Origin of the sequence: Stenotrophomonas sp. NA06056, from assembly GCF_013364355.1 — a bacterium.
Classification (GTDB): domain Bacteria; phylum Pseudomonadota; class Gammaproteobacteria; order Xanthomonadales; family Xanthomonadaceae; genus Stenotrophomonas.
The window spans coordinates 2,002,798-2,021,901 of the sequence record NZ_CP054931.1 but is presented as its reverse complement, the minus strand read 5'-3'; the positions used below and the strand labels follow the sequence as shown (position 1 = coordinate 2,021,901).

Sequence of the window (19,104 nt, the reverse complement as noted above, 5' to 3'; positions counted from 1 at the left end):
GTAGGCAATCGACTCCCTCGGGCCTCCGTCCATGGCATCCGCAGCGCCTCCACTCCGCAGACGTTCGCGCCTGTTGCGCACCTTCCAGCGCTGGTTCGATACCGATGCCGGAAGCGAAGCGGTGGCCGAAGGTGGCCAGGGTGAGCGCATCGACTGGTTGCGCGCCCTGCCCTTCGCGCTGCTGCACGTGGCCTGCCTCGCGGTGATCTGGGTAGGCGTGTCGTGGACGGCGGTCGCCGTCGCAGTGTTCCTGTACGCGATCAGGATGTTCGCCATCACCGCGTTCTATCACCGCTACTTCTCGCACCGTACGTTCGAGGCATCGCGCACCGTGCAGTTCGTGTTCGCGGTCATCGGTGCCGCCAGCGTGCAGCGCGGTCCGTTGTGGTGGGCAGCACACCATCGCCATCATCACCGCCACGCCGATCAACCGCAGGACCCGCACTCCCCTCGCCAGCGCGGATTCTGGCGCAGCCACATGGGATGGTTCCTCACCCGCGGCGCCTTTGCCACCGACCTGCAGCGCATTCCCGATCTGGCCAAGTTCCCCGAGCTGCGCTGGCTGGACCGCTTCGACACCGTGGTGCCCGTGTTGCTGGCCGCTGCGCTGTATAGTCTTGGCGCCCTGCTCGAGCGCGTGGCCCCATCGTTGCACACCTCCGGCCCGCAGCTGCTGGTCTGGGGCTTCTTCATCTCCACCGTCGTGCTGTTCCATGCCACGGTCACCATCAACTCGCTGGCGCACCGCTTCGGCCGGCGCCGCTTCGAGACCCGCGATGACAGCCGCAACAACCTGTGGCTGGCCCTGCTGACCTTCGGTGAGGGCTGGCACAACAACCACCACTTCTTCCCCGGCACCGCGCGCCAGGGCTTCCGCTGGTGGGAGATCGACATCAGCTGGTATGGCCTGCGGATGATGGCTGCGCTGGGCCTGGTGAAGGGCCTCAAGCCGATCCCGGCCTGGGTGCTGGCCAAGGCGAGGCACTGACATGCGCATCGCGATCATCGGCTCCGGCATCGCCGGCCTGTCCAGCGCCTGGTGGCTGGACGGCGAGCATGACGTCACCTTGTTCGAGGCGAACGATTACCTGGGCGGCCACACCCACACCCACGACGTAACCGTGGACGGTCGCAGGCTGGCGGTCGATACCGGCTTCATCGTCTTCAACGCCCTGCACTACCCGCTGTTGTCTGCCCTGTTCGATGAACTCGGGGTGGCCTCGCAGCCCACCACGATGAGTTTCTCGATGCACAGCGAGCGCAGTGGCGTGGAGTACAACGCCACCTCGCTGGATGGCCTGTTCTGCCAGCGAAGAAACCTGGTGTCCCCGCGCTTCTGGGGCATGCTGTCAGACCTGCGTCGCTTCTATCGCGATGCCCCCCTGCTGCTCGGCGAGGTGGACGGTCCGACGCTGGGCCAGTATCTGCACAGCCAGAGCTATGGTGAGGCGTTCGTGCAGGAGCATCTGCTGCCGATGGCCTCGGCATTGTGGTCGTCGCCGACGGCACAGGTGCTGGACTTCCCGGCGCGTTACCTGGTGCAGTTCATGGCCAATCACCAGATGCTGCAGATGACCGGACGCGCGCCCTGGCGCGTGGTCAAGGGCGGTTCGGCGCGCTATGTTGAGGCGCTGCGTGCGCGATGGCGGGTGCACGAACGGCTGGAGTGTCCTGTGCACGCGGTCGAGCGCATGCCCTGGGGGGCGCGCGTGCACACGGCGAACGGCATCGAAGGCTTCGATGAGGTGATCCTGGCCTGCCACAGCGACCAGGCCCTGGCCCTGCTGCCTGACGCGGATCCGGTGGAGCACGCGGTGCTTGGTGCGATCCGCTACCAGCCCAACCAGGCCGTGCTGCACACCGACGCCTCGCTGCTGCCGGCCAACCGCAAGGCGTGGGCGGCCTGGAATGCTCATGTGCCGCGCGATCCTTCCGCACCTTGCACGGTCAGCTACTGCATGAACCTGCTCCAGGGGCTGCCCGGCGACACGCCGTTGGTGGTGACCCTCAACCGCAGCGAGGCCATCGATCCGGCCAAGGTGCTGCGTCGCCTGCAGTACGCGCACCCCGTGCATGACCACATTGCGGTACAGGCACAGCAGCGTTGGGCCGAGGTGCAGGGACATCGCCACACCTGGTTCGCGGGTGCCTACTGGGGCTGGGGTTTCCACGAGGACGGCATCCGCAGTGCCCGCCGCCTGGTCGACGCGCTGCAGGCACGCTCATTCCGCAGCCACAGCGCGCAGCAAGCGGAGGTGCCCGCGTGAGCGCCAGCGCCATCTACTTCGGGCACGTCGAGCATCGCCGTTACCATCCGCATGCGCATGCGTTCCGCTACCCGATCGCGCAGCTGCTGCTGGACCTGGACGAACTGGACCAGGTCTTTGCCGGCCGCTGGCTGTGGTCGGTCGGGCGCCGCAATGTGGCAGAGTTCCGCCGCAGCGACTACTTCGGCGACCCGACGACTTCCCTGTCCGACGCAGTGCGCGATCACGCAGCCACGGTGCTCGGGCGACGCCCCGACGGTCCGGTGCGCCTGCTGACCCACCTGCGTTTCGGCGGCCACGTGTTCAACCCGGTCAGCTTCTACTACTGCTACCAGGCTGACGGGGAAACCCTGGACTGCATCGTCGCCGAGATCACCAATACCCCCTGGAAGGAGCGGCACGCCTATGTGCTGCCGGTCGCAACCGCGGTGCAGCAGGGTCGCGCCCTACGCTGGCAGTTCGACAAGGCCTTCCACGTTTCACCCTTCATGCCGATGGATTGCGCGTATGACTGGCGCTTCACCGCGCCCGCGGACGACCTGCGCGTGCACATGCAGGTCTGGCGCGACGGCCAACGACAGTTCGATGCGACCCAGAGCATGCAGCGGCGGCCCATCGATGGCCGTGGGCTTGCCCGCGTGCTGGCCTGCTACCCCTTGATGAGCGCGCAGGTGGTCACCGCCATCCACTGGCAGGCACTGCGCCTCTGGCTCAAGCGCAACCCCGTGCACGACCATCCTTCCCTTGCCGAGAAACCACGATGAACGAAATGACCCCCTCGGCCGCTCTTCCCCTGCCCGGCACGCTGGATGCGTTCCTGCGCCGGCGTCTGCTGGCCCAGCTTGCGCCACTGCACAATGGCCGCCTGAGCGTGCGCGATGCGTTTGGCGAGGTGCAGCTGGGCAACGCAGGCAGCGACCTTCAGGTCACCGTAACCATCGATGACCCGGCGTTCTACCGCAAGGTGGCCGCGAACGGCAGCGTTGGCGCCGGCGAGAGCTATATCAACGGTGATTGGCGCTGCGATGATCTGGTCGCGCTGGTGCAGCTGCTGGTGCGCAACCGCGACCTGCTTGACGGCATGGAGCGCGGCCCGGCGCGGATCGGCGGCTGGCTGCTGCGCGGCTGGAACCGGCTGCGCCGCAACAGCCGCGAGGGCAGCCGCCGCAACATCGCCGCCCACTACGACCTCGGCAACGACTTCTTCGCGCTGTTTCTGTCGCCGGACCTGATGTACTCCTCGGCGCTGTTCAGCGGTGCCGCCGAATCACTGGAAAGCGCGTCGCGACGCAAGCTGGACCGCATCTGCCAACAGCTGCGATTGCAGCCGGGTGATCGCGTGGTCGAGATCGGCACCGGCTGGGGCGGCTTTGCGGTGCATGCGGCGCAGCACTACGGCTGTCATGTCACCACCACCACCATCTCTGCCGAACAGCACGCATTGGCCGCACAGCGCGTGCGCGAGGCCGGCCTGCAGGACCGCGTGACGTTGCTGATGCAGGACTACCGCGATCTGCAGGGACAGTTCGACAAGCTGGTTTCCATCGAGATGATCGAGGCCATCGGTGCCGAGTACCTGGATACCTACATGGCCACCCTGCAGCGGTTGTTGAAACCCGATGGGGTGGCCCTGCTGCAGGCCATCACCATCGAAGACCAGCGCTATGAGCAGGCGCGGCGCAGCGTGGACTACATCAAGCGTTTCGTGTTTCCGGGCAGCTTCATTCCCTCGATCAACGCCATCCTGGCCGCCAAGACCCGGGCCAGCGACCTGCAGCTGATCGCACAGCAGGACTTCGGCCACTCCTATGCACTGACCCTGCGCGCCTGGCGGCAGCGCTTCCTCGCGCAGTTGCCGGCGGTACGCGCGCAGGGCTTCGATGAGCGCTTCTGCAGGCTGTGGGAGTTCTACCTGGCCTACTGCGAAGGTGGCTTCCTGGAACGCTCCATCGGCGTGTCGCACCTACTGCTGGCACGGCCGGGTTACCGCCCCGAAGCCGATGCCCGCGGCGAGCGGATCGACTGACATGCGCCGCACCTGGGTCAACGTGATCGGCAACCAGATGGTGTGGCTGTGCGCCGTTGCCGGCGCCGGCCGAGGCTGGCAATGGCCGGCCGTGCTGTCAGCCTCCGTGTATGTGGCCAGCCAGCTGCTTACCTCGTCACAGCCGCGCTTGGATCTGCGCTTGATGCTGTTGGCGCTGGCCTGCGCCTGGCTGGTGGATGGCAGCGCAACCGCCAGTGGTGGCGTGCAGTACGCCGCTGCACCGCTGGGCTGGGTGCCACCACCGTGGATTTTCGCCCTGTGGGCCGCATTTGCGATGACGCTGACAGGGCCGATGGCGTTCCTGCAGCGGCACTGGTTGCTGCCGGTGGCCCTTGGCCTGCTGGCGCCGCTGGCCTATCTGTCGGCGGCGCGCGGATTCCAGGCGGTGCATTTCACCGCACCGGCCTGGCAGGGTGTGGCAACACTGGCACTGGGCTGGTGCGTGGCCTTGTCGCTGCTGTGCGCAGTGGCCCGTCGCGGAACGCCCCGTAAACATGACGCCCCATTGATCGGAGCAGCCCGATGAGCACCTTGTGGTGGCTACTGCTGTATGCCGCGCTGATCATGGCTTGGGGCTGGGCCTGGCAGCGCAGGCACCGCAACATCGGCATCGTCGATGTGCTGTGGGCAAAGGGCGTGGCCGCAGGTGCGCTGCTGCTCGCATGGCTGGGTGATGGCGCGCTGCAACCCCGCATCGCGCTTGCGGTGCTGGGTGGCCTGTGGGGAAGCCGACTTGCCCTGCACCTGTGGCGGCGCGTGCGCAGCGAGGAAGAGGATGGTCGCTACCGCTATCTGCGTGAGCACTGGCACGGCCACCAGGGAAAGATCTTCGGCTTCTTCATGGCACAGGCCGCATTGGTGGTGCTGTTTGCGCTGCCGTTTGTGGCCGTGGCCAGCAACCCGCGCAGCGACATGCTGGGCTGGATCGCAGCGGCGGTGGTGGTGTGGCTGCTCAGCGTGGGTGGCGAAGCGCTGGCTGACCGCCAGCTGGCACGCTTCCGTGCCGATCCGGCCAACAAGGGCCGTACCTGCCGTCAGGGCCTGTGGCGGTACACGCGCCACCCCAACTACTTCTTCGAATGGCTGCACTGGTTCACCTATGTGCTGCTGGCAGCAACGTCGCCCTTGTGGTGGCTGGCCTGGTCCGGGCCGGTACTGATGTACGTGTTCCTGCGCTACCTCAGTGGCGTTCCCTTCACCGAGAAACAGGCACTGCGCAGTCGTGGCGATGACTATCGTGACTACCAGCGCAGCACCTCGATGTTCTTCCCCTGGTTTCCGCGCAGCCCCAAGGAGTGACTCCGATGAACAGCACCCCCTCCCTTGCTTCGGTTGCCGATACAGAAGGCGGCCTCACTGGCTGGGCCGAGCGTGGCTGGCTGCCTGATGCGGCACTGCGCGCAGGCATCCGGCGCCTGTGCGCACAACGCCTGGCCGAAGAGTCGGCCGGCAGCATGGAGGAGCAGTCGCAGCGCTTCAGCCGCCGCATCGCCGAACTGGCCAGCAGCCCGTTGGCCCTGCACGTGGATGCCGCCAACCGCCAGCACTACGAGGTTCCCGCTGCCTTCTTCCAGGGCTGCCTGGGGCATCGCCTGAAGTACAGCAGCTGCTATTACCGTACCGGCAGCGAGACGCTGGACCAGGCCGAGGACGCGATGCTGGAGCTGTACGGGCAGCGCGCCGGCCTGGCCGATGGCCAGCACATTCTGGAACTGGGCTGCGGCTGGGGCTCGCTGACGCTGTGGATGGCCGAGCGCTACCCGAACGCGCGCATCACCGCCGTTTCCAACTCGCACAGCCAGCGCAGCCATATCCTCGCGCAATGCGAGGCGCGCGGGTTCGGCAACGTCGAAGTGCTGACCCGCGACGTCAACCGGCTGGAGCTGCCTGCAGCGGCATTCGACCGCTGCGTGTCGGTGGAGATGTTCGAACATGTGCGCAACTACGACCGCCTGCTGGGCCGCATCGCTCGCTGGTTGAAGCCGGACGGCGCGCTGTTCGTGCACATCTTCGCCCATCGCACGTTGATGTATCCGTTCGAGACCGAGGGCGACGACAACTGGATGGGCCGGCACTTCTTCACCGGTGGTTTGATGCCGGCCGCGGACACGCTGCTGCACTTCCAGCGCGAACTGGTGCTGGATCAGCGCTGGCTGCTGGATGGCACTCACTACCAGCGCACCGCCAACCATTGGCTGGCCAATCAGGATGCCGCCCGCGAGCAACTGCTGCCCGTCCTTGTGCAGACCTATGGCGACGAGGCCACCGCACGCATCTGGTGGCAGCGCTGGCGCATGTTCTGGATGGCCTGCGCCGAGCTGTTCGGCTACGACGATGGCCAGCAATGGCTGGTGGCCCATTACCTGTTCCGTCCGCGCTGAAGGAGACCGCCGCCATGCGCATCACCCAACTGTTCCCGCTGCTGGCCGTGGCCCTGTTCGGCGCAGGCTGCAGCAGCCACGACACCCGCCCTATCCCACTGGCGCCGAAGGTCGACGTGCCCCGTTTCATGGGCGACTGGTATGTCATCGCCCATATTCCGTCGCGGCCGGAGCGCGAGGCCTTCGATGCCGTGGAAAGCTACGCGCTGCAGGCCGATGGCCGCATCCAGACCACCTTTACCTACCGCAAGGGCAGCTTCCAGTCACCACAGAAGTCGATGCACCCGATAGGCCGCGTGGAAAAGCATGGCAATGGCGCGGTGTGGGGCATGCAGTTCATCTGGCCCATCCAGGCCGAATACCTCATTGCCTGGCTGGATGAGGGCTACACCCAGACCATCGTGGCCCGCAGCAAGCGCGACTACGTGTGGTACATGGCGCGCACGCCGCAGGTGAGCGAGGCGGAATACCAACAGGCAGTCGCCCGCATCAAGGCCATGGGCTATGACATCGGCAAGCTGCGCAGGGTGCCGCAATCGGTGCGCTGAGACGCGCCTGAGCTGCGCAGGGCCACTGCCGGGTGGTCAGGCGCAACCCCGCTCCAGCGACGAGATGAATGGGGGCTCGCCCGGGCGCTAGCCGGGTGTAGCCTGCCTCCTCTATAGTCAGCCGAGCACGACAGGCGTGGTGCCTGTCCGGCAACTACAGGGAGTGGGTCATGGGTCTGGTACAAGCGGTGAAGGGTGCAGTCGGCGGCGTGCTGGCTGACCAATGGAAAGACTTCTACACCGTGCCGACCGGCCTGCCGTCCACGGCAGCCCTGTTTGCGGCGGTGCCCCAAGGCACCAATGCCGGGCGCGGCTCGAACACCAGCGGCTCCTCCAACATCATCAGCAACGGCTCGAAGATCGTCGTGCCGGAAGGCTACGGCCTGTTGCTGTTCCAGGACGGCGCGATCACGGCCTTCGTCGCCGAGCCGGGTGGCTACGAGTGGCGCTCGGATGATCTGAACTCGCAGTCGATTTTTGCCGGCGATGGTCTGGTCAGCACCTTCATCAAGCAGAGCTGGGAGCGCTTCAAGTTCGGCGGCCAGCCGGGCTCGCAGCAGGCCGCCTTCTTCGTTTCGCTGAAGGAACTGCCGGACAACCGTTTCGGCACCCAGTCGGAAATCTACTGGGACGACGGCTTCCTCAACACCCAGGTCGGCGCGGTCACTCGTGGTTCGTACACGCTGAAGATCGTCGACCCGATTCTGTTCGTGAAGAACTTCGTCCCGGCCAGCTACCTGCAGCCGGGCCAGGTGTTCGACTTCACCGACCTGGACAACGCCGCTGCAAGCCAGCTGTTCAATGAAGTGGTGGGTTCGCTGGCGCCGGCGTTCAGCCTGTACACCAACGATCCAAGCAAGGGCAACCGCATCACCAAGCTGCAGCAGGATTCGCTGGGCTTTGCGCAGAGCCTGTCGGCCGCCGTCGAGCAGGGCTATCAGTGGAAGTCCGACCGCGGCCTGGCCATCGTCAAGACCGCCATCGTCTCGATCGAGTACGACGCCAACACCCGTGAACTGCTGAAGACCGTGCAGCGCGCCGATGCCCTGTCCGGCTCGCGCGGCAATTCCAACCTGCAGGCCAGCGTTGCCCAGGGCATCCAGTCCGCAGGCGAGAACGGCGGTGCCGCCGGCCTTGTCGGCGTGGGTATGGCATCGGGCATGTTCGGCGCGGGCAATCTGCAGCAGCCGGCAACCCCGGCCGCGCCGGCTGCCGACGACCCGGTCGCGAAACTGAAGAAAGCCAAGGAAATGCTGGATCTGGGCCTGATCACCCAGACCGACTATGACGCGCTGAAAGCCAAGGCGCTGGGACTGTAAGCAGACGCAGGACGCGCAACCACCATGTCCGATCCCAGAAACACGCCTCCGCCGCTGCCCCGATCCGCTTCAGCACCGCCGCCCCTGCCGGCGGCGGTGCTGGATGGGCCGGGATCGCCGCAGGACGTCCCTCCCCTGCCCGGCAGCTTCCCGCTCGATACCTCGACGCTGCCTGAGGCCATCCGCAACGAGGTCGAGGCGCCTGACCCGGTCGCCATCGACACGTCCGCAGCCGAGCTGAAAGACGGCCTCAACCGTTGCCCAAAGTGCGGCGCCACCGATATCCGGCCCAAGCTGGGCACCGACATCCTGGTCTGCCTGTATTGCCGTCACGAATGGCATGGCGCACGGGTGGAGGAGGAATTCGGGCTGGGCGAAGCCATCGACCAGTTGCGCGGCACCGTCATCGCATCGGGCGCGCGCGATATCGATGCCGACACCTCGGCACTGATGACCTTCAAGTGCACCGGTTGCGGCGCCGAAGTCACGGTCAATACCGAAAGCACGATGACGGCGCGGTGCCACTGGTGCCGTCACGTATTCGGCGTCAACGAACAGATCGCCAACGGCGCGGTTCCTGACGCAGTGCTGCCGTTCCACATCAAGAAGGCGGATGCGGTCGCGCGTATCCGGCAGTTCGTGGACAAGCGCCGGATGTTCGCGCTCAAGGCATTCAAGGATCAGTTCACCCCGGAAAACGTGGTGGGCGTGTACCTGCCCTACATGATCGTCGACAGCAATGTCAGCGCGGCCGTGGCCGGCAAGGGTGAGATCAAGACGCGCGAATACACCCGTGGCAGCGAGAAGAACAAGCAGACCTACTACGACGCGGATGTCTACCAGGTGGAACGCCAGGTCGATTTCACCGTGGACGACCTGCCTTTGGAATCGTCGGCCGAGCGCGGAAACCTGGACACGCGCGCCAACACCAACAACATCATCAACACCATCCTGCCGTTCGATACCAAGAACGCGGTGAAGTGGAACGCCTCCTATCTGGCGGGATTCACCTCGGAAAAGCGCAACTTGGACGTCGAAAAGCTGCGGCCGCGCCTGGAAGACCAGCTGCTGTCGATCGCCCGATCGCAGGTGGAAGGCACGGTGCGCCGTTATGACCGTGGCGTACGCTGGGAACAGGAGCAGCTTGAGGTGCACGGTACCCGCTGGGTGGCCATGTACCTGCCGGTGTGGCTGTACTCGTACCACCAGCCCGGAAAGAACGGCGGCATGCTGCACTACATCGCGGTGAACGGCCGGACCGGTGAAACCATGGGCAGCGTGCCGGTGCAGCAGTGGAAGATGCTGCTGGCGGCGCTGACCGCCGGCACGATCATCGAAGCCCTCGCAATTGCCTTCCTGGTGGCCAGCACATGAGTGATGACAGTGGTCTTTGGTTGTTGGCTGCAGGCCCGGCTGGCGCGACCGCGCTGTACTGGGCGCTGTACCGGTTTTACCGGAACACCGACAAATCGCATTCGTTCGAACACGAAACCGCTATCGAAGCGCAGCCGGTGACCGGCTCGGATCGTCGCGTGGACAGCATCAGCGGGACGCAGGAAAAGCGCATCCGCGGTGACAACGTGTACGAGTACCGAAAGCGTGTTGCGCGGGTGAAGACTGATCAGAGCGAGGGCGTGCCATGACCCTTCCAAAGTCACGGAACGAGTGATGGCAGTTCACGATGACCGCTCTACTTTCGCACTGATGGAGCGAGGAAGGGATGGACGCTTTCACGCCCGTATCGGGGAGGAGATCTCAAGCTGCCAATTGATTAGGCTGATTGTTGCTGCGGAGCGCGAGAACAGCAACTTGACCCTTGTCGATTTCGCCCCCGCCATCAAGGAGTTTGAGCGACTCCATGTCGCATCCGTCGAGCAAAATATATCGACGAGATTCAATACGATGTTCGATCTTTGGCTTGAGTTTGAGAGCCTGGAGACTGGCGGAATCCCGAAAGCGTTTCGAGCCGAGACGCTCTCCACTGAGAGCGCGCACCTGCTGATTGAGCTTGAGGAGGCGCTTGACCTTCCCGGCCTGGTGGCGCGAAGGATCACGACTCCCTACTTATCCAGAGCGCAACTGCGGTGGCTCGGTGTCGCGGAACGATTTCTGGCAACGCTCATGTGCCGGATTCACGCCAAGGCGTGCGCGGAGATCAAGTCCTACATGCGTGACAGCTCCATCCTGAACAAATGCCTCTTTATCGAACAGAGGCTGGCAGAGGCGCTCAGAATTCTGATTGCAGGGGAGCGGGGCTGGCTTCAGTGGGACTCGTTGATCTACTTCCTGGCACTTCAAGATCCAGATTCTCATAAAATCACGATTTTGGAGAACCTGGCATCGGCGGCAAGAGCAAATGGAGTGAATATCCACGAGGATGTGAGGATTGACCTCCTAAATCGGCATCATCAATTGAATCGTGACGATCAAGGGCACTACTTGCGACTACCCTTTGAACGACCTTGGGACGGACGACTCGAAATGGCGAAGCGAGTTTGCGATCTACTCACGAGAGCAAACGGCCTTCGTTCTCTCGTTGAGGATCTAATGGCTGGAGACATCGAATGGGACTCGGGCCAGCTTCGCCTCGTCCTTGAGGAGAAAATAGCTCAGTTGAGGCTTTCATCCGCTCGATAAACAGCCACGGGAGCTTTAGCTCTGTAGCATCGCGAAGCTTCACCAGCCACTGCGGATTCGAGGGGCCATCCATTCTCCAGACAGCTCGAAACCTCATCCCCAATATCTCAACGACACAGCTGCACACTGGAATACGAGAGTAGTTTCAGTTGAACCATCAAACTGAAGGACAGCGTATAACGGGGGCTATGGCGCCCCGGTGCCGACCGATGCCGTTCGCCAGGATGGCCGAAACTGAGCCGTTGCGGCAGGATATGCTGAAAAGGTCTTCCCGTAGAGGCATTCGTGGCGGAAAAGCGTCGGTATGAATTGAGCTGCAGCGATGGCTCCACCTATTCAGTACAGTACCAGTCCTCTGTCGGCTGGGGAGGGAAGCTGAAGTGCTTGCACTCGCTGGAACGACTCAGCTGCCTGTGCAGGCCAGCGTCACCAGTGCTTCTGGTGATCCGCAACTACGGGACCCATTATGGGTTGGCACGCCATCCTGGAACCGGCCCCGACCACCAAACCACGTGTTTTTACTATGGACCGGCAGTAACCCGCGGCTGGATCAGCGGCACCTATGTACCCGGGGTCATCGAGGACAATGGCTGCTACAAAGTATCTCTCTGCGTGGGCAGGAAGACCACGGAATCGTCTGCGGGTGTAACCGATGTGGAAGCGCCCCCCACCCAGGCCAACGGTGCACAGAGACAAGGCAAGGTCACCGCACTGGGGCTGCTGAAGCTGCTCTGGGAGATCGCAGGCCTGCATGAGTTGCATCCGGACTGGGTACGACGCCGCACCGCCCCTGCGTCAGTGTCCGGGGTGCTGTTGAACGCAGCCGCCGAGATCCGCTGGGGAGGCGCCCCCTTAAGCGACTACCTGCAGGTGGGCTCTGCCCCTTCCGATGGCAACTTAAAGAAACTCAATGAAGCCGTTGCGGCACGGGCTCGAGAAAACACATCACGCATGGTCATCGTTGCACGACTGCGCGCCAACGAGCCGGGCAGGCACGAACTAAAGGCGGACGGCAGAATTCCGCTGGCCGGCTGGGGCTGTACGTCCATATTCCTCAGCTCATCGCAACTGAAGGGCCTGGAACGGTCATTCGAGCGCGAACTCAATGCATGGCGCACAGAGCTGGCCGCCACCTATGCTCTGCTGATTGTCGAGCCGAAGACCACCGGTACCAACTTCAGGCTCGTGCAGATCGCACTGATGCGTGTCAGCGAGCGCGCCATCCCCCTCGATTCCGGCTACGAGGCGATGATCGAGCAGGCATTGGTGGATGAGAGACGGCATTTCGACAAGCCGATGCGATTTGCACCGGATGAACAGACATTGCCCGATTTCCGGCTCCTCGACCTGCCCAGCGGCCCGATGCCAATGGAAGTTTTCGGAAGAACCGACCTGGGCTATCAGGAGCGGATGAATCAGAAGGTTCTGTTCTATTGCCAATCCGGGGCTCCCTGGTGGCACTGGGAGGCATATCGAGATGCCGCGTGGCCTGACTTTCCCTAGTCCGGTCGAACGATGCCGGGAAAGGCCATCACGCTTGCACATTCCGAAAACGCCGGCGGCGTGATCATACTCCCGACACGCCTCAGTTGATCCGCCATGTCCGCCTCCACCGGCTCCCGCCTGGTCATCTACGCCGCCTTGGCAGGCAACCTCGCCATCGCCATCGCAAAGTTCATCGCCGCCGGCCTCTCCGGCAGCTCGGCCATGCTCAGCGAGGGCGTGCACTCGCTGGTCGATACCCTCAACGAAGTATTGCTGCTGTACGGTCTGCACCGTGCCGAGAAGGCACCCGACACACTGCACCCGTTCGGCTACGGCCGCGAACTGTACTTCTGGAGCTTCATCGTCGCCCTGCTGGTGTTTGCCGCAGGCGCCGGCGTCTCCGCTTACGAGGGCATCCAGCACATCCGCCAGCCGGAGCCGGCCACCAATCACGCCATCAGCTACAGCGTACTGGGCATCTCCATCCTGTTCGAAGGCGCGTCATGGTGGGTGGCGCTACGCGAGTTCCGCCGCAGCAAAGGCTCGCTGGGATACTTCGAAGCGTTCCGCCGCAGCAAGGACCCATCCACGTTTACCGTGCTGCTGGAAGACAGTGCCGCCCTGCTCGGCCTCGGCTTCGCACTGGTTGGACTGCTGGCCGCGCAACTACTGGAGATGCCGGTGCTGGATGGGGTCGCCTCGCTGTGCATTGCCAGTGTGCTGGCGCTGACCGCATTCCTGCTGGCGCGCGAGACCAAGGGCCTGCTGATCGGTGAGCCGGCCCACCCGGCGGTGGCGCAACGGATCATGGCCGTGGCCGTGACCGATCCGGATCTGCGCAGCGCCAACGGTGTCACCACCCTGCAGATGGGCCCGGAACAGGTGGTGGCGATGCTCAGCGCGGAATTCGAGGACGATCGCAGCACGCCGCAGATCGAGGCCTGCATCACCCGGATCGAGTCTGCGGTGAAACAGGAGTTCCCGGAACTGGTGGCCTTGTTCATCAAACCGCAGACACCGGAGGTGTTTGCGGCGCGCCGTGCCGCGCTCGACCGTCCAGCCACGGCGGATTGACGCCGCACTGGCGACAGCTTCACTGCTGGCAGGCGATGATTCCAGCATGCCGAAGAAGACCGGTCCAGACGCCACCTTCGCCGCGCCGCCCGTTGACGGGACGCGGCTGCCGCGTGCGTTCTATCAGCGGGCCTCGACGGTGGTGGCGCCAGAGCTGCTGAACAAGCTGCTGGTGCGCAACGATGGACGCGTGGCACGCATTGTCGAGGTCGAGGCATATGCCGGCAGCGAAGACCCGGCTGCGCACTCCTGGCGCGGCATGACCGCGCGCAACGCCAGCATGTTCGGCGAGGCTGGCCACCTCTATGTCTACTTCACCTATGGCATGCACTGGGGCAGCAATGTCGTCTGCGGTGACGTCGGCGAGGGCATTGCGGTCCTGCTGCGCGCCGCCGCGCCGGTTGCCGGGCAGGAACTGATGTACCCACTGCGCCCTGCCGCCCGCCGCGATCATGACCTGGCCAGTGGCCCCGGCAAACTGTCGCAGGCGTTTGGCCTGGACCGTCGCTTCGACGGCGCCGACCTGGTGTCCGCCAGCCACGGCATCACGATTCTGGACGACGGCATGCCGCCACCGGACGATCCGGTGGTGGGACCGCGCATCGGCATCACCCGTGCCGTGGATTTTCCCTGGCGCTGGCATGTGCGCGACCACCGTCACGTTTCGGTACGCCCACCCCGCGCAGCAACGCGGAAGCGACCTGCATGAACCCCATCACTGAGCAATCATTGACACCAGCCTCACTGTTCCGCGCAACGGCATAACGCGTCGCGCCGTAACGTGACCGCTGTGACCTGCCCTTCCCTGCCGGAGACGCAGTGCCTGCCATGGATGAAGCCTCCAGACTCCTCGAGATCGATCGCCTCGGTGTCCTCGATACACCGCCAGAGCCGGTATTCGATGCCATCGTCGCCGCCGCACTTGCTGCCACGGGCATGCCCATCGGATTGATTTCCATCGTTGCCGCGCACCGGCAATGGTTCAAATCCAGCATCGGGCTGGGAGACGTTACCGAAACCCCGCGCTCGATTTCATTCTGCACGCACGCCATCGAGCAGGACGAGCTGCTGGAGATTGCCGATGCGCGGCAGGACCCTCGGTTCGCCAGCAGTCCGCTGGTCACCGCAGGGCACAGGGTACGCCACTACGCTGGAATAGCACTGACCACCGCCCATGGCGCGCGCATCGGCACACTGTGCCTGCTCGACACCCTGCCCGGCGTGCTGTCGCCATCGCAACGGGAATTGATGGTCCATCTTGGCCGAGTCACCACGCAGGTGCTTGAACAACGCAGCGCACTGCTGCAACAGATCGACCAGGCGCAGGCGCTGCATCGCGATCTGAAACGCAGCGAGGACTTCCTGCAGCGCACCAACGCCGCGGCCAAGGTGGGTGGTTGGGAGCTTGACCTTGACACCAGCGAGGTGCGCTGGACGCGTGAGACCAAACAGATCCACGGCGTGCGCTCCAGTTACCAGCCGACACTCGGGTCTGCGTTGTCGTTCTATCGCGCGGACAGCCGCAGCATCATCCAGGCGGCCGTGCAGCGTTGCGTGGAGGATGGTACGCCTTGGGAGGTGCAGCTGCCGATGAGCACAGCCGATGGGCGCAGCATCTGGACCCGCGTGGTGGGCAATCGACAGCAGGTGGAGGGCCATCCTCGGCTCGTGGGTGCCATCCAGGACGTCACCGAAGAACGCGCAGCGCTGGACGCCCTCGCGGCGAGCGAAGTGCGCTATCGGCGGCTGTTCCACTACAGTCTGGGCCTGATCTGCACGCATACGCTGGATGGCACGCTGACCTCGGTGAACCCGGCAGCGCTGCAATCGCTCGGATACGAGGAACGCCAGATCATCGGTCGCAGCCTGTGCGACTACATGCCACCCGAGCGCCGCGAGGTATTCAGTGCCTACCTGAAGCGCATCGAGGCCAACCACACCGATGCAGGTGTCATCGAACTCATCGCCGCCGATGGTACGCTCCGCTACTGGGCCTACAACAACGTGCTCGACAGCGAGGGACAGCCGCCCTTCGTGTTGGGCCATGCCCAGGATGTCACCGCGCTGCGCTTGCAGGAACAGCGTCTGCGCGAGTTGTCGCTGAAGGATCCGCTCACCCAGTGCCACAACCGCCGTTACCTGCACCGTCTCGACGAAATGACCGCCGGCACGTGGGCGTGCCTGGTCTTCGACCTGGACGATTTCAAACAGATCAATGATGCGCAGGGCCATCACCGTGGTGACGCGATCCTGATCGAGTTTGCCGCCTTCCTCAGGGCGCCGCTGAGCGCGGGGGAGACGGTGGTCCGCCTGGGAGGAGACGAGTTCCTGGTCGTGCTGACCGCATCGGCGTCGGTACGCCTTCCCCTGTTGGAAGGCTGGTACGCCGCCAACGCAGCGCAATCACCGACCGCGTTCTCCATGGGTGCGGCGGTCAGTGCGCCAGGTGAGACCGTGGCCGACACCATCCACCATGCGGACAGCCAGCTCTATGATGCACGCGCACGGGTACGCACGGAACGGCGCGACGAATAGCAGCAGCGCTAGCTGTCATCCCAAGCAGAACCTTACCCAGCAAGGAACCGCGTCATCCGCTCCAGCTCGTCATCCAGCGCATTGCGGAACAGAACATCCTTCATGGGCGAGGCACTGGCGAAACCAATATCCGGCAACAACCCGCCATCCTTGGCGGTGATATTGGCCCAGCCGATGACCTGCTCACGCCACAGCAGCGGCAGCGCGTAGTAGCCGAAGCGGCGCTTGGCTGCCGGGGTATAGGCCTCGAACTTGTAGACCCAGCCCCACAACTGTTCGAAACGGCGCCGGTCCCAGACCACGGGATCGAACGGTGCCAGCAGCCGCACCTGCTCATCGGCCTGATAGCGCCGCGAACGGGGATTCTCGTCGGCTGGCCAGTACCAGGTGGTTCCGTCGATGTTGCAGCCCGCCAGTTGCTCGCGCGCCAGCCGCAGTGCCTGCTGGATCTCCACCGCCAGATGCGGCGCGCCATAGCCCAGCAGCCGCGCCAGATAGGTCAGGCTCGCCGAAGGCAACGGTGCGTACTTGCGCACCACCAGATCGATCAGGGCCGTGGCGCGCTGCAGGCGTGCGGCCTTGCCGCCATCGGCGGGTGCATGTGCCGCAACGGCGTAGATGCGGGTACCACTGTCACGACGCGCGATGCGCAGCAGGCCGCGGTAGTGCATGCCGTCCAGCAGATGAGTGCTGGCATTGCTGGTGCCGCCCCAGTAGTTGGTCACCCGACCATGCGCGAACGCCTGGTCGACCTCGCGCGGATGCACCGTACCCCGCTCCTGGACGAACGCCAGCACCTCCGCCGCCTTGCGCCGCGTGCTGGCGTCCCACGGTTTGCGGGACACCCGGGGATGCATCAACGACAGGTGTTCGCGCGGCAGGAAGCCGTAGTTCACCAGGAAGTCTTCCTCGATCGGCAACCGGCTGTAACGACGTTCCAGATCCCCGGCCTGGTAGCCCTTCACCCGGTGCCGCAGGGTCAGGTCCTGGGCGCGCGCGGGCGCTCGGATCGGGTCGGCCTGCACGAAGCCCAGGCGACGTATCGCGGTCAGCAGCGTGGTGGGCGTGAACAGCGTGCGGGCTACGGCGTAGCGACGCAGATCGTCGAGGGTGGGCATGGACGGCATGATCTGATTGTAGAGCCGAACGCGTACGGCAGACGCGAGGTCTCCCCCCAACCCACGCGCCGCGCCTTTACAATTCGCCGAGGCCACTGCCAAAGGAATCGCGTGCCACCGTTCAACCTGTTCCAGCGCCTGTCGCAGGCACCGACCAATCCGCGCACCGAGACTGCATCACGTACGTTCGATGTGGCCGAACTGTACGAAGGCCCGGTACGCCTGCAGGATGACACCGCCAGCGCACCGCTGCGGCTGGATGAGAAACTGCGCCAGGCCTACTTCTGGATCGTCAACAACGCGATCATCAGTCCGCACTACGACATCGAGTATCACGAAGGTCCGTCGGCGTCGTTCACGGTGGGCGACACCCGGCGGCCGCTGACCCTGCCATCGGCACAGAGCTATTCCAGCTACGTCCTGCTGCCGCTGCTGACCTTCGCCACCCGCCGGAAGTGCCTGTTCATCGGCGGACCTGGGCGCGGCAAGACCGCCAGCGCGATCCTGATGGGCGTACTGGCCGGCTATCCGGTGCGCGAAGTGCGCCGGGCGATGCAGCACGGCCACCCGCAGATGACCATCGCCGACCTGCTCGGCAACCCGCTGCCCGCCGACCTGGTGGCCGCGCAGGACATGGCGGACATCCGCATCGCCTGGCGGTCGTGGCTCGGCATGCGGGTAAAGATCATCGATGAATACAACCGCATTCCGACCCGTACCCAGAGCGCCCTGTTGACGGTGATGGGCGACAACTATGCCGAAGTCCTCAACCATGTCTACGAATGCCCGGAATCGGCGTGGTACCTGACCGCCAACGATGACCGCGGTGGCGGCACCTACCAGGTGATCGAAGCCCTGCGCGACCGCATCGACGTGGTGGTGCAGGCGTTGGCGTTCAATCCGCGGTTCCTGGAAGAGATGCTGCTGCGCATCGAGCAGGACATCCGGCCGGAAGAGGTGGTGCCACGCGACATCATCTTCAGCGAGGCCGAGGGCGACCAGCTGTTGCACGAGATCCGGGCGATCGAGGTGCCGCAGGACGTGCGTCGGCGCATCGAATTCTTCAGCAGCCAGTTCGAACTGATGGAGACGGCCGGTGCGCAGTTCGAGTACCTGACCAAGGACACCGCGCGCCTGGCCGGTGCCGAATGGGCGCAGGTGACAGCTGCCGACAGTGGCCGCGATCGCATGAAGGACCTTGGCTGCCAGACCCGCAATGGCCTGTCGGTACGCAACCTGATGACGCTTCTGGTGTTCGCCAAGGCCATGGCGTACTTCCGTGGCAGCCCCTCTGTAACCTTGGAGGATGTTCGCCAGGTGCTGCCGTTCGTGCTGAACGACAAGCTGCAGCCGGACCTGGATGCGCCCTTCTTCGCCCTGCCGGAGAACGCCGCCTATCGCACCGATCGGCTCAGTTGGCTGCGCTGGCTGCTGGATGCGTCCAATGCCGAGTATGACCGGCTGGATCTGGATCGCGACGATCCGGTGGGCGAGCTTTCGGCACAGTTCCAGCGGGGTCTGGACGGCATGACCGAAACCGAAACCCGCAAGCGCCTGACCCGCATCGAACGCCTGGTCGAGGATCGGGTGAAGGGCCGCAAGCTGTACGGTCATCTGTATGACGACCTGCTGAAACTGAAGTACCTGCACCAACGCTACACCAATTACCTGCATTGGCTGCGGGCGCGCTGAC

18 protein-coding genes are annotated in these 19,104 nt (G+C 64.5%); 17 read left to right on the top strand and 1 reads right to left on the bottom strand.

Annotated features, from left to right (window positions below):
• Positions 1–31 precede the first annotated feature (31 nt).
• From HUT07_RS08940 to HUT07_RS08865, 16 genes are all read left to right on the top strand, one after another.
• On the top strand, positions 32–988 hold the full coding sequence (locus HUT07_RS08940; protein ID WP_176020650.1) for an acyl-CoA desaturase: 957 nt from the start codon (positions 32–34) through the stop codon (positions 986–988).
• Between the two features lies 1 nt (position 989).
• Positions 990–2,267, top strand: coding sequence for an FAD-dependent oxidoreductase (locus HUT07_RS08935; RefSeq protein WP_176020649.1), 1,278 nt, complete (start codon positions 990–992; stop codon positions 2,265–2,267).
• Entirely contained in the window at positions 2,264–3,031 is a 768-nt protein-coding gene (locus tag HUT07_RS08930; protein ID WP_176020648.1) for a DUF1365 domain-containing protein, read from the top strand. The genes HUT07_RS08935 and HUT07_RS08930 overlap by 4 nt, the downstream gene beginning before the upstream one ends.
• The gene (locus HUT07_RS08925) at positions 3,028–4,293 is read left to right on the top strand and encodes a cyclopropane-fatty-acyl-phospholipid synthase family protein (RefSeq protein ID WP_176020647.1); all 1,266 of its coding nucleotides are present in this window, start codon (positions 3,028–3,030) and stop codon (positions 4,291–4,293) included. The genes HUT07_RS08930 and HUT07_RS08925 overlap by 4 nt, the downstream gene beginning before the upstream one ends.
• Before the next feature lies 1 nt (position 4,294).
• A complete protein-coding gene (locus HUT07_RS08920) occupies positions 4,295–4,840 on the top strand; it encodes a DUF2878 domain-containing protein (RefSeq protein ID WP_176020646.1) in 546 nt (181 codons plus the stop codon).
• A complete protein-coding gene (locus HUT07_RS08915; protein ID WP_176020645.1) occupies positions 4,837–5,613 on the top strand; it encodes a DUF1295 domain-containing protein in 777 nt (258 codons plus the stop codon). The genes HUT07_RS08920 and HUT07_RS08915 overlap by 4 nt, the downstream gene beginning before the upstream one ends.
• Positions 5,614–5,618: 5 nt before the next feature.
• The gene (locus HUT07_RS08910; RefSeq protein ID WP_176020644.1) at positions 5,619–6,695 is read left to right on the top strand and encodes a class I SAM-dependent methyltransferase; all 1,077 of its coding nucleotides are present in this window, start codon (positions 5,619–5,621) and stop codon (positions 6,693–6,695) included.
• 14 nt (positions 6,696–6,709) lie between these two features.
• Entirely contained in the window at positions 6,710–7,243 is a 534-nt protein-coding gene (locus tag HUT07_RS08905) for a lipocalin family protein (protein ID WP_176020643.1), read from the top strand.
• Between the two features lie 170 nt (positions 7,244–7,413).
• Positions 7,414–8,562: an SPFH domain-containing protein gene (locus tag HUT07_RS08900; RefSeq protein WP_089235748.1), complete on the top strand. Its 1,149-nt coding sequence runs from the start codon at positions 7,414–7,416 to the stop codon at positions 8,560–8,562.
• Positions 8,563–8,586: 24 nt separating this feature from the next.
• Complete coding sequence (locus tag HUT07_RS08895) at positions 8,587–9,936, top strand: TFIIB-type zinc ribbon-containing protein (RefSeq protein ID WP_176020642.1); 1,350 nt, start codon at positions 8,587–8,589, stop codon at positions 9,934–9,936.
• Complete coding sequence (locus HUT07_RS08890; protein ID WP_176020641.1) at positions 9,933–10,205, top strand: hypothetical protein; 273 nt, start codon at positions 9,933–9,935, stop codon at positions 10,203–10,205. The genes HUT07_RS08895 and HUT07_RS08890 overlap by 4 nt, the downstream gene beginning before the upstream one ends.
• A gap of 25 nt (positions 10,206–10,230) precedes the next feature.
• Positions 10,231–11,199, top strand: coding sequence for a hypothetical protein (locus HUT07_RS08885; RefSeq protein ID WP_176020640.1), 969 nt, complete (start codon positions 10,231–10,233; stop codon positions 11,197–11,199).
• A 285-nt stretch (positions 11,200–11,484) separates the two neighbouring features.
• On the top strand, positions 11,485–12,702 hold the full coding sequence (locus tag HUT07_RS08880) for a DUF1173 family protein (RefSeq protein WP_176020639.1): 1,218 nt from the start codon (positions 11,485–11,487) through the stop codon (positions 12,700–12,702).
• 96 nt (positions 12,703–12,798) lie between these two features.
• The gene (locus HUT07_RS08875) at positions 12,799–13,758 is read left to right on the top strand and encodes a cation diffusion facilitator family transporter (protein ID WP_176020638.1); all 960 of its coding nucleotides are present in this window, start codon (positions 12,799–12,801) and stop codon (positions 13,756–13,758) included.
• 46 nt (positions 13,759–13,804) lie between these two features.
• Entirely contained in the window at positions 13,805–14,467 is a 663-nt protein-coding gene (locus HUT07_RS08870; protein WP_176020637.1) for a DNA-3-methyladenine glycosylase, read from the top strand.
• Positions 14,468–14,586: 119 nt separating this feature from the next.
• A complete protein-coding gene (locus HUT07_RS08865; protein ID WP_176020636.1) occupies positions 14,587–16,293 on the top strand; it encodes a PAS domain S-box protein in 1,707 nt (568 codons plus the stop codon).
• 32 nt (positions 16,294–16,325) lie between these two features.
• Here HUT07_RS08865 and HUT07_RS08860 read toward each other — a convergent pair whose 3' ends face one another.
• Positions 16,326–17,420, bottom strand: coding sequence for a crosslink repair DNA glycosylase YcaQ family protein (locus tag HUT07_RS08860; protein WP_176020635.1), 1,095 nt, complete (start codon positions 17,418–17,420; stop codon positions 16,326–16,328).
• 102 nt (positions 17,421–17,522) lie between these two features.
• On the opposite strand from HUT07_RS08860, the gene HUT07_RS08855 reads away from it, so the two are divergent.
• Positions 17,523–19,103: an AAA family ATPase gene (locus tag HUT07_RS08855; protein WP_176020634.1), complete on the top strand. Its 1,581-nt coding sequence runs from the start codon at positions 17,523–17,525 to the stop codon at positions 19,101–19,103.
• The last annotated feature ends 1 nt before the right edge of the window (position 19,104 follow it).

Coding starts and splice junctions, on each gene's coding strand:
- HUT07_RS08870 (WP_176020637.1), top strand. CDS start 13,805: ATGCCGAAGAAGACCGGTCCAGACGCCACCTTCGCCGCGCCGCCCGTT.
- HUT07_RS08920 (WP_176020646.1), top strand. CDS start 4,295: ATGCGCCGCACCTGGGTCAACGTGATCGGCAACCAGATGGTGTGGCTG.
- HUT07_RS08915 (WP_176020645.1), top strand. CDS start 4,837: ATGAGCACCTTGTGGTGGCTACTGCTGTATGCCGCGCTGATCATGGCT.
- HUT07_RS08940 (WP_176020650.1), top strand. CDS start 32: ATGGCATCCGCAGCGCCTCCACTCCGCAGACGTTCGCGCCTGTTGCGC.
- HUT07_RS08890 (WP_176020641.1), top strand. CDS start 9,933: ATGAGTGATGACAGTGGTCTTTGGTTGTTGGCTGCAGGCCCGGCTGGC.
- HUT07_RS08865 (WP_176020636.1), top strand. CDS start 14,587: ATGGATGAAGCCTCCAGACTCCTCGAGATCGATCGCCTCGGTGTCCTC.
- HUT07_RS08935 (WP_176020649.1), top strand. CDS start 990: ATGCGCATCGCGATCATCGGCTCCGGCATCGCCGGCCTGTCCAGCGCC.
- HUT07_RS08895 (WP_176020642.1), top strand. CDS start 8,587: ATGTCCGATCCCAGAAACACGCCTCCGCCGCTGCCCCGATCCGCTTCA.
- HUT07_RS08875 (WP_176020638.1), top strand. CDS start 12,799: ATGTCCGCCTCCACCGGCTCCCGCCTGGTCATCTACGCCGCCTTGGCA.
- HUT07_RS08860 (WP_176020635.1), bottom strand. CDS start 17,420: ATGCCGTCCATGCCCACCCTCGACGATCTGCGTCGCTACGCCGTAGCC.
- HUT07_RS08885 (WP_176020640.1), top strand. CDS start 10,231: ATGGCAGTTCACGATGACCGCTCTACTTTCGCACTGATGGAGCGAGGA.
- HUT07_RS08910 (WP_176020644.1), top strand. CDS start 5,619: ATGAACAGCACCCCCTCCCTTGCTTCGGTTGCCGATACAGAAGGCGGC.
- HUT07_RS08905 (WP_176020643.1), top strand. CDS start 6,710: ATGCGCATCACCCAACTGTTCCCGCTGCTGGCCGTGGCCCTGTTCGGC.
- HUT07_RS08925 (WP_176020647.1), top strand. CDS start 3,028: ATGAACGAAATGACCCCCTCGGCCGCTCTTCCCCTGCCCGGCACGCTG.
- HUT07_RS08900 (WP_089235748.1), top strand. CDS start 7,414: ATGGGTCTGGTACAAGCGGTGAAGGGTGCAGTCGGCGGCGTGCTGGCT.